The organism is Pseudomonas putida (assembly GCF_001941965.1).
GTDB lineage: Bacteria > Pseudomonadota > Gammaproteobacteria > Pseudomonadales > Pseudomonadaceae > Aquipseudomonas > Aquipseudomonas putida_L.
In genome coordinates this window covers 35,209-51,525 of sequence record NZ_MKZO01000006.1, presented here as the reverse complement: position 1 = coordinate 51,525, position 16,317 = coordinate 35,209, and the positions used below count along the sequence as shown (strand labels likewise).

The window sequence follows — 16,317 nt, the reverse complement described above, 5'->3', positions numbered from 1 at the left end:
CGGCAACGCCGGCTCCCACAGGTATCCTAGTCCTCGGCCGCCGCCATCTGCCCATCCCAGCCACCACCCAGTGCAGCAATCAGCTGGACACTGGCCACCAGCCGGCCCTGCAGCAGGTTCAGCACGCTGCGCTCGTTGCTCAGCGCCGTGGTCTGCACGTTCACCACATCCAGATAGCCGATCAAGCCGGCCTTGTACTGGTTCTCGGTCAGGCGCAGGGATTCCCGTGCCGACTCCAGCGCTTGCTGGCGCACCAGCGCTTCATCGCCATACACCTTGAGCTGCACCAGGTAGTTTTCCACCTCGCGGAAGCCGTCCAGCACGGTCTGGCGGTATTGCGCCACGGTCTGGTCATACACCGCTTCGGTACGGTCCACCTCGGCTGAACGCTTGCCCGCATCGAACAGGGTCATGGCCAGGCTCGGCCCCACCGACCAGAAGCGGTTCGGCAGGCTGATCCAGTTGCTGAAGCTGCTACTGCTGTAGCCGCCGTTCATGCTCAGGCTCAGGTCCGGGAAATACGCCGCCCGGGCCACGCCGATATTGGCATTGGCCGCCATGACATTGCGCTCGGCGGCAGCGATGTCGGGACGCCGCTCCAGCAGTTGCGACGGCAGCGACACCGGGATCTGCGGCAAGGCCGGAATACTGTCGGTGGCCGCCAGGGAGAACTCCGCCGGCAGCTTGCCGAGCAACACGGCAATGGCGTTCTCGTACTGGGCGCGCTGCCAGACCAGGTCCACCAGGTCCGCTTCGGTGCTCTTGAGCTGGGTCTGCGCCTGGGCCACCGCGTCCTTGCCGGACACCCCCGCCTGGTACTGGTTCTGGGTCATTTTCAGCGAGCGCTGGTACGCCGCCAGGGTCGCTTCGAGCAGGCGCTTCTGCTCGTCGATCACCCGCAGTTGCAGGTAGTTCTGCACCAGCTCGGACTGCTGGCTGAGGCGGATCGACGCCATGTCGGCAAAGCTCGCCTCGGCGCTGGCCTCGTTGGCATTCAAGCCTTCACGCAACTTGCCCCACAGGTCGATTTCCCAGCTCACCCCCAGTTGCGTGCTGTAGGTATCGCGGATCCCGCTGCTGTTGTTGCTCAGGCTGGAGCTGGAGCTGCCGGTACCCTGGCTCGAACGGTTCTTGCTGGCGCTCAGGCTCAGGCTCGGGAACAACGACGCCCGCGAGCTTCGCACCAGGGCCTGGGCCTGGCGGTACTGGGCTTCGGACTGGCGCACGGTCTGGTTGTTGGCATTCAGCTCGGCGACCAGGCCGTTGAGCTGCGCATCGCCATACAGCTCCCACCAGGCGCCGCGCGCCAGGGCGTCGGACGGCGTGGCCTGGGTCCAGCCCTCGGCGTGCTTGAACGGCACATCGGTGTGCATGGCCGGTCGCTGGTAATCCGGGCTCAGGGTGCAGGCGCTGAGCATCGCCACGCACAGGCCGGCCGCCAGCAGGCGCGAGCCACGGGCACCGAGCAGGCGCATCAGCGAGGGATCGGAAAGAAACGGACGTTGGCTCATAGCGGGGTTTCCAGGGCAGCATCGGTGCGCACGCCGCGCCAGCGGTTGAAGCGATGGCGTGCACGGTCCAGGTAGAGGTAGACCACCGGGGTGGTGTAGAGCGTAAGGACCTGGCTGAAGACCAGGCCGCCGATGATGGTCAGGCCCAGCGGCTGGCGCATTTCCGAACCTTCGGCACTGCCCAGCAGCAGCGGCAACGCACCGAGGATCGCCGCCAGGGTGGTCATCAGGATCGGCCGCAGGCGCAGCAGGCAGGCGCGGCGGATCGACTCCTCCGGGCCCAGGCCCTGGTGACGTTCCAGTTGCAAGGCCAGGTCGATCATCAGGATCGCGTTCTTCTTGACCACGCCGATCAGCAGGAACAGCCCCAGCAGCGAGATCAGGCTGAACTCGCCGCCGGTGACGTACAGGGTCAGCAAGGCGCCGACCCCGGCCGACGGCAAGGTCGAGAGGATGGTCAGCGGGTGGATGTAGCTTTCATACAGGATGCCCAGCACCAGGTACACCAGCACCAGCGCGCCGAGGATCATCAGTGGCTGGCCCTGCTGGGTCTTTACGAAGGCATTGGCGGTACCGCCGAGCTTGGCGATCACGTCCTCGGGCAGGCCCACCGCCGCCACCGCCCGCTCCACCGCGGCCAGGGCCGCGTCAGGGGCGTAGCCTTCGGCGATATCGAAGGAAATATCCTCGGCGGCGAACTGCCCTTCATGGCTGACCCGGTCATCGGCCAGGGTGTTCTCGTAATGGGCGAAGGTGGACAGCGGCACGCGCGCGCCGTCGGCGGTGATCACCTCGACCTGCTCCAGGGTGCTGGGGTCCTGGGCATATTTCGGGTTGATCTCCATCACCACCTGGTACTGGTTGAGGCTGTCGTAGATGGTCGAGATCTGCCGCTGGCTGTAGGCGTTGTTGAGCACTGCGGTGACCATGCTCATGTCGATGCCCAGGCGCTTGGCCTGGTCGCGGTCGACCACCAGCGTCACCTGCTGGGTGCCGCCGCCGTCGCGGGCGTCGATGGCGGTCAGCTCGGGCAGCGCACGCAGGGCGGCGACCACCTTCGGATACCAGGTGCGCAGGGCGGTCAGGTCACCGCTTTGCAGGGTGTACAGGTATTGGGACGTGGTCTGGTCGCGGCCGCCGCCGCCCAGTTGCAGGTCCTGGTCGGCCTGGAGGAACAGGCGCCCGCCCGGGACCAGGGGCATTTCCTTGCGCAGGCGCTCGATCACCTGCTGGGCCGACAGCTTGCGCTCCTTGATCGGCTTCAGGCGCACCAGCACCATGGCATTGTTGGTGCCGCTGTTGCCGCCGATAAAGCCGGCCACGCTCTGCACCGCCGGATCGGCGAGCAAGGCGCGGCGGTAGATCTCCATTTTCGGCTGCATCACGCTGAACGACAGGCCGTCGTCACCGCGCACGAAGCCCATCAGCTGGCCAGTGTCCTGCTGCGGCATCAGGGTCTTGGGCACCACCACGTACAGGGCGATGTTCACGCCGATGGCGACGAACAGGCTGAGCAGGGTCAGGCGCTTGTGGCGCAGGGCCCAGCCCAGGCTGCGGTCGTAGCCGGCAACCATGCGCTGGTTGACCCGCTCGCTCCAGCGTTGCAGGCGGGTCTGCCCGGCAGCCGGGTCGTGGGGCTTGAGCCAGCGCGAGCAGAGCATCGGGGTCAGGGTCAGGGACACCACCAGGGAGACGATGATGGCCGCCGCCAGAGTGATGGAGAATTCGCGGAACAGCGCGTTGACGATGCCGCCCATGAACAGGATGGAAACGAACACCGCCACCAGCGAGACGTTCATCGACAGCAGGGTGAAGCCGACTTCGCTGGCGCCCAGATAGGCCGCGCGCATTGGCGGCTGGCCGTCCTCGATATGCCGGGAGATGTTCTCCAGGACCACGATGGCATCGTCCACCACCAGGCCGGTGGCGAGGATCAGCGCCATCAGCGACAGGTTGTTCAGCGAGAAACCGCACAGGTACATGACCGCGAAGGTGCCCACCAGCGACACCGGTACCGCCAGGGTCGGGATCAGCGAGGCGCGGAAATTGCCGAGGAACAGGTACACCACCAGGATCACCAGGACCACGGCGATCAGCAGGGTGTGCTCGGCTTCCTTGAGGGTCGCCTTGATCACCGGCGAGCGGTCCATGGCGATGTTCAGGGTGACGCTGGACGGCAGCAGGGACTGCAGCGCCGGCAACTGTTCCTTGATCTGCGCCACGGTCTCGATGATGTTGGCGTTGGTCTGCCGGTTGATCACCAGCAGCACCGCTTCCTGGTCATTGAAGAAGCCGCTGTTGTAGCGGTTCTCCACGCCATCGCTGACCTTGGCCACATCGCTCAGGCGCAGCACCGAACCGTCCTGGTAGCGGATCACCAGCGGTTCGTAGTCCTTGGCCTTTTCCAGCTGGTCGTTGGCCCGTACCTGCCAGTTGCGCTCCGGGTCCTCGACGAAGCCCATGGGCCGGCGCTGGTTGGCCGCAGCCACGCTGGCGCGCACGTCGTCCAGGGCCAGGCCGTACTGGGCGAGCATTTTCGGTTGCAGCTCGATGCGCACCGCCGGCAGCGAACTGCCGCCAATCTGCACCTCCCCTACCCCGCTCACCTGGGACAGGCTCTGGGACAGGATGGTCGAGGCCAGGTCGTAGAGCTGGCCTTTCTGCAAAACGTCCGAGGTCAGCGACAGCACCATGATCGGCGCCTGCGACGGGTTGATCTTCTTGTAGGTGGGCATGCTTTTCATGCCACTGGGCAGCAGGTTGCGCGCGGCATTGATGGCCGCCTGCACTTCCCGCGCGGCACCGTCGATATCGCGGTCCAGGTCGAAGCCGAGGATGACCCGGGTCGAGCCCTGGCTGGAGCTGCTGGTCAGGGTGGTGACCCCGGCGATGGTGCCGAGCTTGCGCTCCAGCGGCGTGGCCACGGTGGCCGCCATCACCTCGGGGCTGGCCCCGGGCAGGCTGGCCGAGACCACGATCACCGGGAAGTCCATCTTCGGCAGCGGCGCCACTGGCAGCAGGCCGAAGCTCACCGCACCCAGGAGCATGATTGCCAGGCTCAGGAGCATGGTCGCCACCGGGCGACGGATAAAGGGTCCGGAGAGGTTCAATGGCAGCTCCAAGCGGCAAGCTTCAAGCCGCAAGAAAGTACGCGAACAGCCGCCATTACCCGGTTCTCTTGCCGCTTGCAGCTTGAAGCTTGCTGCTGCCAGATCATACCGGCTCTCCCACGACTTCGCGCTTGTTGAAACGCCGCGACAGGCGATCGAAGTACAGGTAGATCACCGGCGTGGTGAACAGGGTGAGGATCTGGCTCAGAGCCAGGCCGCCGACCATCACCAGGCCCAGGGGCTGGCGCAGCTCCGCACCGGAACCGCTGGCAAACATCAGTGGCAGCGCACCGAACAGCGCCGCCAGGGTGGTCATAAGGATCGGCCGGAAGCGCAGCAGCGCCGCCTGGTAGATGGCCTTTTCCGGGTCCATGCCCTGGTTGCGCTCCGCCTCCAGGGCGAAGTCGATCATCATGATCGCGTTCTTCTTGACGATGCCGATCAGCAGGATGATGCCGATGATGGCGATCATCCCCAGGTCGTTGCCGCTGAGGATCAGCGCGAGCAAGGCGCCCACCGCCGCCGACGGCAGGGTCGAGAGGATGGTCACCGGGTGGATGTAGCTCTCGTAGAGCACGCCCAGCACGATGTACATGGTCACCACGGCGGCGAGGATCAGCAGCAAGGTGCTCGACAGCGAGGCCTGGAAGGCTTCCGCCGCGCCCTGGAAGCGGGTCTGCACGCCCAGCGGCATGCCGATGTCCTTCTGCACCTGCTCGATCAGTTGCACGCCCTCGCCCAGGGACACGCCCTCGGCCAGGTTGAACGACATCATCACCGCCGGGAACTGGCCGATATGGGCGATCGCCAGTTGCGCCTGGCGCTCCTCGACCCTGGCCAGGGCCGACAGGCGCACCTGGCTGCCGGCGGTGGTCTTGACGTAGATGCCGTCCAGCGCCTTGGGCCCAAGAGTCGAGGCGGCTTCGGCCTGGAGCACCACGCGGTACTGGCTGGCCTGGGTGTAGATGGTCGAGATCTGCCGCTGGCCGAAGGCGTCGTACAGGGCGTTGGTGATTTCCGAAACGGTCACGCCGAGGCGGCTGGCGGCGTCGCGGTCGATCACCAGGAACACTTGCAGGCCCTTGTCCTGGAGGTCGCTGGCGACATCGGTGAGCTGCGGGTACTGCTGCAGGGAGTGGACCAGCTTGTCGCTCCACTCCGACAGCATCGCGGCATCCGGCGACGACAGGCTGAACTGGTACTGGGTGCGGCTGACCCGGTCCTCGATGCTCAGGTCCTGCACCGGCTGCATGAACAGGCGGATGCCACTGAGACGGTCGACCCTGGGTTGCAGGCGGGCGATCACCTGGGCGGCCGTGAGGTCACGCTCGCCGTGGGCCTTGAGGTTGATCAGCAAGCGCCCGCTGTTGAGCGTGGCGTTGTCGCCATCGACGCCGATATAGGACGACAGGCTCTCCACCGCCGGGTCTTCGAGGATCAGCGCTGCCAGTTCCTGCTGGCGCTGGCTCATGGCGGCGAAGGACGTGGCTTGCGGCGCTTCGGAAATACCCTGGATCACCCCGGTGTCCTGCACCGGGAAGAAGCCCTTGGGCACGGCGATATACAGCAGCACGGTCAGGCCCAGGGTCGCCACCGCCACCAGCAGGGTCAGTGGCTGGTGCTTGAGCACCCATTGCAGGCCGCGGCCGTAATGTTCGATCAGCCAGTCGATCCAGGCACCGCTGGCGCGGTAGAAGCGGCTCTGCTCCTCTTCCTTGGGCTCGCGCTTGAGCAGGCGCGCGCACATCATCGGGGTCAGGGTCAGGGACACCACCAGGGAAATCAGGATCGCCACCGCCAGGGTGATGGCGAACTCGCGGAACAGCCGCCCGACCACATCGGCCATGAACAGCAGCGGGATCAGCACCGCGATCAGCGAGAAGGTCAGGGAGATCAGGGTGAAGCCGATCTGCCGCGCGCCCTTGAGCGCCGCCTGCATGGGCGTCTCGCCTTCCTCGATATGCCGGGCGATGTTCTCCAGCATGACGATGGCGTCGTCCACCACGAAGCCGGTGGCGATGGTCAGGGCCATCAAGGTCAGGTTGTTGATCGAGAAACCGGCCAGGTACATGACGCCGAAGGTGCCGATCAGCGACAGCGGCACGGCGATGGACGGAATCAGGGTCGCGCTGAGACGGCGCAGGAACAGGAAGGTGACCATCACCACCAGGGCGATGGCGAACAGCAGTTCGTGCTGCACGTCGCGCACCGAGGCGCGGATGGTCTGGGTGCGGTCGGTGAGCACGGTGACATCGAGGCCGGCCGGCAGGTTGTCGGTGATTTCCGGGAGCAGGGTCTTGATCCGGTCGACCACCTCGATCACGTTGGCCCCGGGCTGGCGCTGGATATTCACCAGCACCGCCTGGTTCTGGTTGGCCCAGGCGGCCAGGCGCTCGTTCTCGGCGCCGTCGACGATCTCGGCGACATCCTTCAGGCGCAGCGGCGCGCCGTTGTTGTAGGCGAGGATCAGGTTGGCGTATTCCTCGGGGGAACGCAGCTGGTCGTTGGCATCGAGCATCGACACCCGGGTCGGGCCGTCGAAGTTGCCCTTGGGCTGGTTGACGTTGGAGGCGCCGATCAGGGTGCGCACGTCGGCCAGGTTCAGCCCGGCGGCCGCCAGAGCCTCGGGGTTGACCTTGATCCGCACCGCCTGGCGCTGGCCGCCGGCGATGCTGACCATGCCGACGCCGCTGATCTGGGCGATCTTCTGCGCCATGCGCGTATCGACCAGGTCGTTGAGCTTGGGCAGCGGCATGGTCTTCGAGGAAATCGCCAGGGTCAGCACCGGGGTATCCGCCGGGTTGACCTTGTTGTACACCGGCGGTGCCGGCAGGTCGCTGGGCAGCAGGTTGCTGGCGGCGTTGATCGCCGCCTGGACCTGCTGCTCGGCGACGTCCATGTTCATTTCCAGGCTGAAGCGCAGGGTCAGCACCGAGGCGCCCCCGGAGCTGGTCGAGGCCATCTGCTCCAGGCCTGGCATCTGCCCGAACTGGCGCTCCAGCGGCGCGGTCACCGCGCTGGTCATCACCTGCGGGCTGGCGCCCGGGTACAGGGTCATGACCCGGATGGTCGGGTAATCCACCTGGGGCAGCGCCGCCACTGGCAGCAGCCGGTAGGCGATCAGGCCGGCCAGGACGATGGCCAGCATGCTCAGGGTGGTGGCGACCGGGCGGAGAATGAACAGGCGCGAGAGGTTCATGCGCCAGCCTTGGTGGTGGTGGCCGGGGCTTCGGAAACCTCAGGCTTGTCCTGGCCCTGCAGGTGCTGGCCGGGGGTGGCCGGGACCTTGGCCGGATCGTCCACCACATCGACCTTGGTGCCGTCGCGCAGACGGTCGGTGCCTTCCAGCACGACCCGCTCGCCCTTGGCCAGGCCTTCCTTGACCACGGTCTGCTCGCCATCGCTGGCACCGACCTTGAGGTTGCGGATATGCACCTTGCTTTCGTCGTCGATCACGTAGACGAAGGTACCGTTGTTGCCGAACTGGATCGCCGCCGACGGCGCCAGCACCACGTCCTTCAGGGTGTCGGCCAGCAGACGGGCGTTGACGAACTGGTTGGGGAACAGGGCTTCGTCCCGGTTCTCGAAACGCGCCTTGAACTTCAGGGTGCCGGTGGTGATGTCGATCTGGTTGTCGATGCTCGCCAGCACGCCGGTAGCCTGCTGGCGGGTGTCGCCACGGTCCCAGGCCTCGACCGGCAGCGGCGCACCGCTGCGGAAGCGGGTGAGCACGGTGTCCAGTTCGTTTTCCGGCAGGGTGAAGGCCACGGTAATTGGCTGGGTCTGGGTGATCACCACCAGGGCGGTGGTGTCGTTGGCGGCCACTAGGTTGCCGAGGTCGAGCTGGCGCAGGCCGAGGCGACCGGCGATGGGGGCGCGGATCTTGGTGAAGTCGAGATTCAGCTTCGCGTCGCCGACCGCCGCCTGGTTGGTCTTGATCGTGCCTTCGTACTGCGCAACCAGGGCCGCCTGGGTGTCGAGGGTCTGCTTGGCGATGCTGTCTTCGGCGTACAGGCCTTTATAGCGGGCCAGGTCGATCTGCGCGTTCTTCAGTTGCGCCTGGTTCTGCGCCAGCGTGCCTTCGGCCTGCTGCAGGGCGATCTGGTAGCTGCGCGGGTCGATCTCGGCGAGCAGGTCGCCGGCCTTCACCTGCTGGCCTTCCTTGAAGTGGACCTTGACCAGCTCCCCCGCCACCCGGCTGCGCACGTTGACCGTATTGGTCGCGGTCACGGTGCCCAGGGCCTTGTAGTAGACCGGGAAGTCGCCGACCGTGGCCGATGCCACGCGCACTGGCACGCTGGCGGTGGACGTGCCGAAGCCCGGCCGCCCGCCGCCGGCACCGGCCATGGCCCCGCGGCGCCCGCCGGGATGGCCCTTGGCCTCACCCTGGGCAGTCGGCGTGGCAGGGGTCTGCGCGCTGGGCCACAGCCACCAGCACAGGCCGGCAATGACCAGCAGAATCAACAGGCTGAAGAGCCAGCGGCGGGAAGAACGGGAGGAAGATTGCATCGGGTTCTCGACCATGAGTACGCAGGAAACTTTTAAGGAGGCTGAACGATAAGCACTCGAGACGTTTTAGCAAAGCGCCTTTACCGGCAATTTACTGATTACTGACGTTGCCAAGTTTCTGAACTTTAATGGAAAAGCTTCAAGCTTTAAGCCACAAGCCATAAGAAAGAGCCCGCCAGCGCCGCGCCTGCTTTTACTTGCAGCTTGCGGCTTGAAGCTTGTAGCTAAAAAAAACGGCCTGGACTAAGCCAGGCCGTTTCAAGGTGTTGCCAGAGCGTCTTACTTCAGGACGGCCAGGGCGGCGTCATAGTTGGGCTCTTCGGCGATTTCGCCAACCAGTTCGCTGTGCAGGACCTTGTCGTTCTCGTCCAGGACCACGACCGCACGGGCAGCCAGGCCGGCCAGCGGGCCGTCGGCGATGGCCACGCCGTAGGTTTCCAGGAACTCGCGGCCGCGCAGGGTCGACAGGTTCTGGACGTTGCTCAGGCCTTCGGCGCCGCAGAAACGGGCCTGGGCGAATGGCAGGTCGGCGGAGATGCACAGCACGACGGTGTTGGCGATGTCGTTGGCCTGGGCGTTGAACTTGCGCACGGAGGTGGCGCAGGTCGGGGTGTCGACGCTCGGGAAGATGTTCAGCACTTTGCGCTTGCCGGCGAAGTCTTTCAGCGACTTGTCAGCCAGGCCTTCGCCAACCAGCGAGAAGGCCGGAGCCTGGGCGCCAGCTTTCGGCAGTTCGCCTTTGACTTGAACCGGGTTGCCTTTGAGAGTCACTTGAGCCATGAGCGGAGTCCTTGTTCGGGGATTGAAAGGACCCAGAGTTAAGCATGAAAGTGCGCTGGCACCTATGGGGGAATGCAAATTGTTGAATTGTCGGACGTTTTTTGTGGACAATCGTGTCGTACAAAAACCGACAAGTCACCACAAAACCCTGTGGGAGCTGGCTTGCCAGCGATGAGGCCATCAATGACAAAGATATTGTCAGATAGGGCCCTATCGCTGGCAAGCCAGCTCCCACAGGGGTTATGCGCTCGGCTTACGGCAGCAGCGAATAGACGACGGAAGACAGCGCCACCAGCCCCACCGCCACCACGAACACATTCGACGCCTTGCCACTGTACTTGCGCATCGCCGGGACCTTGCGGATGGCGTACATCGGCATCAGGAACAGGATCGCCGCGATCACCGGGCCGCCCATCGACTCGATCATGCCGAGGATGCTCGGATTGAGGGTGGCGACGATCCAGCACACCACCAGCATCAGCGCAGCGGTCACCCGGTCCAGGGTCTTGGCCGCCGGGCGCTTGCCGGTCTTGAGGATGATCCCTTTCAGGCCCTCGCTGGCACCGATGTAGTGCCCCAGGAACGACTTGGCAATAGCGACGAAGGCAATCAGCGGTGCGGCGAAGGCGATGGTCGGGTTGCTGAAGTGGTTGGCCAGGTACGACAGGATCGACAGGTTCTGTGCCTTGGCCTCGGCCAGTTGCGCCGGGGACAGGGTCAGCACGCAACTGAACACGAAGAACATCACCATCGCCACCATCAGCAGGTGGGCGCGGGCCAGGATCTGCCCGCTGCGCTCGTCGGCGTGGGCGCCGTAGCGGCGTTTCTGGGCAACGGCGAAGGCCGAGATGATCGGCGAGTGGTTGAACGAGAAGACCATCACCGGGATCGCCAGCCACAGGGTATGCAGGAAGGCGCCGCCGCTCGGCACATCGCCGGCGGTGCTGAGGATCCCGCCGTTCCAGTGCGGCACCAGGAACACCGCGAGGAACGCCAGAGCGACGATGAACGGGTAGACCAGCAGGCTCATGGCCTTGACCGTGGCCTGCTCGCCGCAGCGCACGATGCCCAGCAGGCCGAGGATCAGCACGAACGACAGCAGCGCCCGCGGTGGCGGCTGGATATGCAGCTGGTGCTCCAGGAAGCTGCCGACGGTGTTGGTCAGGGCCACCGAGTAGATCAGCAGGATCGGGAAGATGGCGAGGAAGTACAGGACGGTAATCATTGCCCCGGCGCTCAGGCCGAAGTGCTCTTCCACCACCTCGGTGATATCGCCGTCGTTGCGGCCGGAGAGGACGAAGCGGGTCAGGCCGCGGTGGGCGTAATAGGTCATCGGGAAGGCCAGCAGCGCCAGGATCAGCAACGGCCAGAAACCGCCGAGGCCGGCGTTGATCGGCAGGAACAGCGTACCGGCGCCGATGGCGGTGCCGAACAGGCCGAGCATCCAGGTGGTGTCATGACGATCCCAGCGCGCAAGGCTCGCCGCCGGGGTGGATTCGAAGCGTTGTTCAACGCTCGGGGACTGCTCGTTCATTCCGGGTGAAGCTCCACTCGCAAGACTGCAACAGCGCCGGAAGTGGCTGAATAGACGCCTCAGCACACCCCGGCCATAAAAGAGGGGCGCGATTGTGCGCTGAAAGGTTGCACTTTTAAAGCCCTGTCCGAGGAATGGTTGCACCTTTGCGGTGCATCAGAGCAGGTTCATGGGGGTAGCCTGTAGGAGCGTGGCTTGCCCGCGAAGGACTGCGTAGCAGTCCCAAAATCTCATTGTCTACACCATTTTGGGACCGCTAGCGCGGTCCTTCGCGGGCAAGCCACGCTCCTACAAGAGCATGCGCAAGCCCGCGAGGGTGGGACTTACTGAACCGCAGCGATCGCCTCAGCCACCTGCTGCAGGTTGTCCGGACGCAGCCCCGACATGCACACCCGGCCGCTGTCGATCAGGTACACGCCGAACTCGTCGCGCAGACGGCGCACCTGGGCCACGCTCAGGCCGGTGTAGCTGAACATCCCGCGCTGGCTGAGGAAGAACGAGAAGTCCTGGCCCGGCAGCAAAACCGCCAGGGCATCCACCAGCCCCTGACGCATGTCGAGGATGCGCAGGCGCATCTGCTCCACTTCCGCCGCCCACTGGGCATTCAGGCCGGCATCGTTCAACACGGTAGCCACCAGCTGCGCACCGAACGCCGGCGGGCTGGAGTAGTTGCGGCGTACGGTGGCCTTGAGCTGGCCGAGTACGCTGGCCTGGGTCGCGGCGTCGTCACAGACCACCGACAGGCCGCCGACCCGCTCGCCGTACAGCGAGAAGATCTTCGAGAACGAGTTGCTGACCAGGCACGGCACGCCGGCACGGGCCGCTTCGCGGATGGCGAAGGCGTCCTCGGCCAGGCCTTCGCCGAAGCCCTGGTAGGCGATATCGAGGAACGGGATCAGGTTGCGCGCCTTGACCACCTCGATCACCTGCTGCCATTGCGCCTGGTTCAGGTCGACACCGGTGGGGTTGTGGCAGCACGGGTGGAGCAGGACGATGCTGTTGGCCGGCAGGGTCTGCAGGGCCGCCAGCATGCCGTCGAAGTTGACGCCACGGCTGGCCTGGTCGAAGTACGGGTAGGTGTTCACCTTGAACCCGGCGCCTTCGAAGATGGCGCGGTGGTTGTCCCAGGTCGGATCGCTGACCCACACCTGCGACTCGGGGAAGTAGCGCTTGAGGAAGTCGGCACCGACTTTCAGCGCGCCGGAACCGCCAACGGTCTGCACGGTGGCGACGCGGCCGTCGCTCACCGCCGGGTGGTCGGCACCGAACAGCAGGTTCTGGATCGCCTGGCGGTAACCGGCCAGGCCTTCCATCGGCAGGTACAGCGAGGCTTCGTGGGGCTTGTCGGCCAGGCGCTTCTCAGCCTCGCCCACGGCTGCCAGTTGCGGCACCACGCCAGCGGCGTCGTAGTACAGGCCGATGCTCAGGTTGACCTTGTTGGCACGCGGATCGGTCTTGAACGTTTCCATCAGGGACAGAATCGGGTCACCAGCATAGGCATCGACATGTTTGAACACAGCGCACAACTCCTTGGGGAGGATGAATCGAACAAAGTGTGTCGAGGATACCCGGAGTCAGGGCGCAGGAACATGCCCTTGGTGCAAGGGTTTTGTGCGCTCGCGCATCATCTGGAGAACGCCGCCACCCCCTGTGGGAGCTGGCTTGCCAGCGATTGCGATGGTGAATTCACTACAGCAATCGCTGGCAAGCCAGCTCCCACAGGGTCAGTGTCAGGCCAGGGAGTGCAGTTGTGTCCACTCCTCCGACGTCAGGCTAACCCCGTCCCGCGCCGACTTGTCCCTTTCCCTGAACCGCCGTTCCCCCGGCATCCGCGTCACCCCCACCGCCTCCATCTGCCCCACCAGTTCCCGCGCCCGCTTGGCAAAACGCTCGCCCTGGGCCAGGCGTGGATCGATGACGATGATCAGTTGCCCGGTCCACGGCGTCTTCGCCCCGGGATGCTGCGACCAGTCGAACTCGAAGGAGAAGTTCCCGCCGGTCAGCGCCGCCGCCAGCAGCTCGACCATCATCGACAGCGCCGAGCCCTTGTGCCCGCCGAACGGCAGCAACGCCCCGCCATCGAGGATCGCCGCCGGATCCCGGGTCGCCCTGCCCTCGCGATCCACTCCGACGCCGTCAGCCAGCAACTCGCCCTTGCGCGCGGCAATCTGCACATCGCCATGGGCCATGGCGCTGGTGGCCATATCGAAGACAATCGGCGCCCCGCCCGCACAGGGCGCGGCAAAGGCGATCGGATTGGTCCCGAACAGCGGCCGTCGTGCCCCTTCCGGTACCACGCAGGTCATGCTGTTGACCACGCTCAGGGCCACCAGGCCCTCGTCGGCGAAGGGCTCGACATCCGGCCACAAGGCCGCGAAATGATGGGAATTGTGAATCGCCAGCACGGCGATCCCGGCACTGCGCGCCTTGCTCACCAGCAACTCGCGGGCCGCCGCCAGGGCCGGCTGGGCGAAACCGCCGCCAGCATCGACACTGACATAACCGCTGGCCACATCGCGGACCACCGGCTCGGCCCGGCCATCGACCCAGCCGCTGGCCAGGGTCGAGAGATAACCGGGGATACGGAACACGCCATGGCTATGGGCACCATCGCGCTGGGCACTGGCGCAGTTGGTGGCGAGCGCGGCGGCCACCGTGTCGCTGCAACCATTGCGAATGAAGATACGCTGCAACAGGTTCACCAGGTCAGCGAACGGAATCTGTCGGGCAGGTGCGGACATCTGAAGCTCCCTTGCTTGGATTTGGAGTGGGAACAGCCACCTGTGGACTTTCTCCGGATGACCGCTATCTGTCAAAGTCTGTAACAACCCTGATCACGCTGGAGGTGTCCCCGCATGCACTGCCAAACCCTCGTTCTCGGTGCCGGAATCGTCGGCGTCAGTACCGCGCTGCAGTTGCAAGCGCGCGGCCGTCAAGTGGTGCTGATCGACCGCGACGAGCCCGGCAGCGGTACCAGCCATGGCAATGCCGGGCTGATCCAGTGTTCCAGCGTGACGCCCTACGCTTTTCCCCGCGACCTGAAAACACTGGCGCGCTACAGCCTGAACCGCCAGTCCGCCATGCGTTTCGACTGGCGCTACCTGCCGAAGCTGGCGCCCTGGCTGTTGCGCTACTGGCAGCACTCCGCGCCGGCACCGCTGGCTGACGCGACCCGGGCCATCCAGCCGCTGATGCAGCGCTGCGTCAGCGAACATGATCCGTTGATCGAGGCGGCCGGCGCCCAGGCGCTGATCAGGGCCGAGGGCTGGGTCGAGCTGTACCGGGACGAAACCGCCTTCGCGGCCGCCAAGGCCGACGCGGCAAGCCTGGGCCCCTACGGCCTGGCCTTCGACCTGCTCGACCGCCAGCAACTGCATGCCCGGGAACCCAGCCTGAGCCAGGCCGCAATCGGCGCCATCCACTGGCTCGACCCCAAGACGGTGAGCAACCCCGGGGCATTGGTCCGCGCTTACGCACGCCTGTTCGTGCAGCGTGGCGGGCAGTTCATCCATGGCGATGCGCGCAGCCTGCGGCAGGTCGAAGGTGGCTGGCAGGTCAGCAGCCAGCGCGGGCCGATCGATGCGAAGGACGTAGTGATTGCACTGGGCCCTCAGGCCAGCGAGGTCCTCAAACCACTGGGCTACGCCATTCCGCTGGAAAACAAACGCGGTTATCACATGCATTACCAGGTGCTTCCGGGCATGCAGCTCAGGCATTCGATCTGTGATGTCGAGGCGGGATTCGTGCTGGCGCCGATGGACCAGGGCATCCGCCTGACCACGGGGGTGGAGTTCGCGGCCAGTGACGATCCGGGCAATGAAATCCAGTTGCAGCGCTGCGAGGTGATCGCGCGCAGCCTGTTCCCCCTGGGTGACCGGATTGACCGGCAGCCGTGGCTCGGCCGTCGCCCGTGCCTGCCGGACATGCGCCCGGTGATCGGCCCGGCGCCGCGGCATCAAGGGCTGTGGTTCAACTTCGGGCATGCCCACCATGGCCTGACCCTCGGGCCGGTCACGGCCAGGCTGGTGGCGGAGATGATGTGTGGGGAGGTGCCGTTTACTGACCCTGCGCCGTATAGCGCGGCGCGTTTCGGTTAAGTCGTTTAGAAGCCAGACACAAAACCCTGTGGGAGCTGGCTTGCCAGCGATGAGGCCGGCACTGGCAAAGATGTTGTCAGGCCTGGCCCTATCGCTGGCAAGCCAGCTCCCACAGGGTCCGCGTTTCAGTCATCCAGCGGTTTGGGCGGTGCCTTGGGTTTTGCCGGCTTCGCCGGCTTGGCATCCGCCTTGCCCGCCTTGGCATCAGCGGCCACTGGTGCCGCCTCCGCCTCCGGCTTGCTGATCGCCTTCTCCTCCGCCGGCAGCGCATCCACCGCCGCGAAGATCTTGTTCATATCCAGCGACCCGTCGTTTTCCAGCACATGCTTGCTGCCGTCCTTGCCCACCAGGGTCACCTGGGTGCCGTTCTGCGCGCCGCGGCTGACCTGGCGGATCAGCGCCATGGTGGTCTGCTGCTCGAGGTTCTTGTCATCCCGCTTGCCGATCATCCCGGCCACGCTGTAGAGCACCAGGCCGCGCTCCTTGAAGCCCGCCTGGGTCGCCGGGTCCTTGAGCGACTCGTTGAGACTTCGCAGCAGCGGGTCGGCGCTGGTCGGTGCGATCACCACCAGCGGACGGGCCCGGCCCGCATCCAGATCCAGAGGGCTGTCATCTGCGAACAGCGGACCGGCAACGGCCAGCAGCGCGGCAAGGGTCAGGGACCGGACGAGCATGTGTTTCTCCTTTTTCAATCCTCGTAACAATGACTACAGACCTCCAGGAAAGATCCGAAGGTCGGAGCCTAAACGACTGCACAGGGCGACTGCCCGGGACAA

General features: G+C 65.4%; 10 protein-coding genes. 1 reads left to right on the top strand and 9 read right to left on the bottom strand.

Annotated elements, in window-relative coordinates:
• Window positions 1-26: 26 nt before the first annotated feature.
• The 8 genes from PSEMO_RS03270 to PSEMO_RS03235 all read right to left on the bottom strand — a co-directional run bounded on the left by PSEMO_RS03270 (window position 27) and on the right by PSEMO_RS03235 (window position 14,185).
• Window positions 27-1,511 carry an efflux transporter outer membrane subunit gene (locus PSEMO_RS03270; protein ID WP_075801729.1) on the bottom strand — a complete coding sequence of 495 codons (1,485 nt, stop codon included), beginning with the start codon at window positions 1,509-1,511 and terminating at the stop codon, window positions 27-29.
• Window positions 1,508-4,621 carry an efflux RND transporter permease subunit gene (locus PSEMO_RS03265; protein WP_075801828.1) on the bottom strand — a complete coding sequence of 1,038 codons (3,114 nt, stop codon included), beginning with the start codon at window positions 4,619-4,621 and terminating at the stop codon, window positions 1,508-1,510. Before PSEMO_RS03265 ends, PSEMO_RS03270 begins: the two co-directional genes overlap by 4 nt.
• Before the next feature lie 103 nt (window positions 4,622-4,724).
• Window positions 4,725-7,820, bottom strand: a complete 3,096-nt coding sequence (locus tag PSEMO_RS03260) for an MdtB/MuxB family multidrug efflux RND transporter permease subunit (RefSeq protein ID WP_075801728.1) — start codon at window positions 7,818-7,820, stop codon at window positions 4,725-4,727.
• Window positions 7,817-9,145 carry an MdtA/MuxA family multidrug efflux RND transporter periplasmic adaptor subunit gene (locus PSEMO_RS03255; protein WP_075801727.1) on the bottom strand — a complete coding sequence of 443 codons (1,329 nt, stop codon included), beginning with the start codon at window positions 9,143-9,145 and terminating at the stop codon, window positions 7,817-7,819. Before PSEMO_RS03255 ends, PSEMO_RS03260 begins: the two co-directional genes overlap by 4 nt.
• A 264-nt stretch (window positions 9,146-9,409) precedes the next feature.
• A complete protein-coding gene (tpx, locus tag PSEMO_RS03250; RefSeq protein WP_075801726.1) occupies window positions 9,410-9,910 on the bottom strand; it encodes a thiol peroxidase in 501 nt (166 codons plus the stop codon).
• A 253-nt stretch (window positions 9,911-10,163) separates the two neighbouring features.
• Entirely contained in the window at window positions 10,164-11,444 is a 1,281-nt protein-coding gene (locus PSEMO_RS03245; protein ID WP_075801725.1) for a serine/threonine transporter, read from the bottom strand.
• A 323-nt stretch (window positions 11,445-11,767) separates the two neighbouring features.
• Window positions 11,768-12,961 (bottom strand): amino acid aminotransferase, encoded by a 1,194-nt coding sequence (locus PSEMO_RS03240; RefSeq protein WP_075801724.1) that lies wholly within the window; start codon window positions 12,959-12,961, stop codon window positions 11,768-11,770.
• Between the two features lie 213 nt (window positions 12,962-13,174).
• Complete coding sequence (locus tag PSEMO_RS03235) at window positions 13,175-14,185, bottom strand: Ldh family oxidoreductase (RefSeq protein ID WP_075801723.1); 1,011 nt, start codon at window positions 14,183-14,185, stop codon at window positions 13,175-13,177.
• 114 nt (window positions 14,186-14,299) lie between these two features.
• On the opposite strand from PSEMO_RS03235, the gene PSEMO_RS03230 reads away from it, so the two are divergent.
• Window positions 14,300-15,541 carry an NAD(P)/FAD-dependent oxidoreductase gene (locus PSEMO_RS03230; protein ID WP_075801722.1) on the top strand — a complete coding sequence of 414 codons (1,242 nt, stop codon included), beginning with the start codon at window positions 14,300-14,302 and terminating at the stop codon, window positions 15,539-15,541.
• Between the two features lie 125 nt (window positions 15,542-15,666).
• On the opposite strand, the gene PSEMO_RS03225 is transcribed toward PSEMO_RS03230, so the two are convergent.
• The gene (locus tag PSEMO_RS03225; protein WP_075801721.1) at window positions 15,667-16,215 is read right to left on the bottom strand and encodes a DUF4174 domain-containing protein; all 549 of its coding nucleotides are present in this window, start codon (window positions 16,213-16,215) and stop codon (window positions 15,667-15,669) included.
• Between the last annotated feature and the right edge of the window lie 102 nt (window positions 16,216-16,317).

Bases quoted from the DNA above. Each gene is read 5' to 3' on its own strand.
- PSEMO_RS03270 (WP_075801729.1), bottom strand. From the start codon at position 1,511: ATGAGCCAACGTCCGTTTCTTTCCGATCCCTCGCTGATGCGCCTGCTC.
- PSEMO_RS03260 (WP_075801728.1), bottom strand. From the start codon at position 7,820: ATGAACCTCTCGCGCCTGTTCATTCTCCGCCCGGTCGCCACCACCCTG.
- PSEMO_RS03255 (WP_075801727.1), bottom strand. From the start codon at position 9,145: ATGGTCGAGAACCCGATGCAATCTTCCTCCCGTTCTTCCCGCCGCTGG.
- tpx (WP_075801726.1), bottom strand. From the start codon at position 9,910: ATGGCTCAAGTGACTCTCAAAGGCAACCCGGTTCAAGTCAAAGGCGAA.
- PSEMO_RS03245 (WP_075801725.1), bottom strand. From the start codon at position 11,444: ATGAACGAGCAGTCCCCGAGCGTTGAACAACGCTTCGAATCCACCCCG.
- PSEMO_RS03235 (WP_075801723.1), bottom strand. From the start codon at position 14,185: ATGTCCGCACCTGCCCGACAGATTCCGTTCGCTGACCTGGTGAACCTG.
- PSEMO_RS03230 (WP_075801722.1), top strand. From the start codon at position 14,300: ATGCACTGCCAAACCCTCGTTCTCGGTGCCGGAATCGTCGGCGTCAGT.
- PSEMO_RS03225 (WP_075801721.1), bottom strand. From the start codon at position 16,215: ATGCTCGTCCGGTCCCTGACCCTTGCCGCGCTGCTGGCCGTTGCCGGT.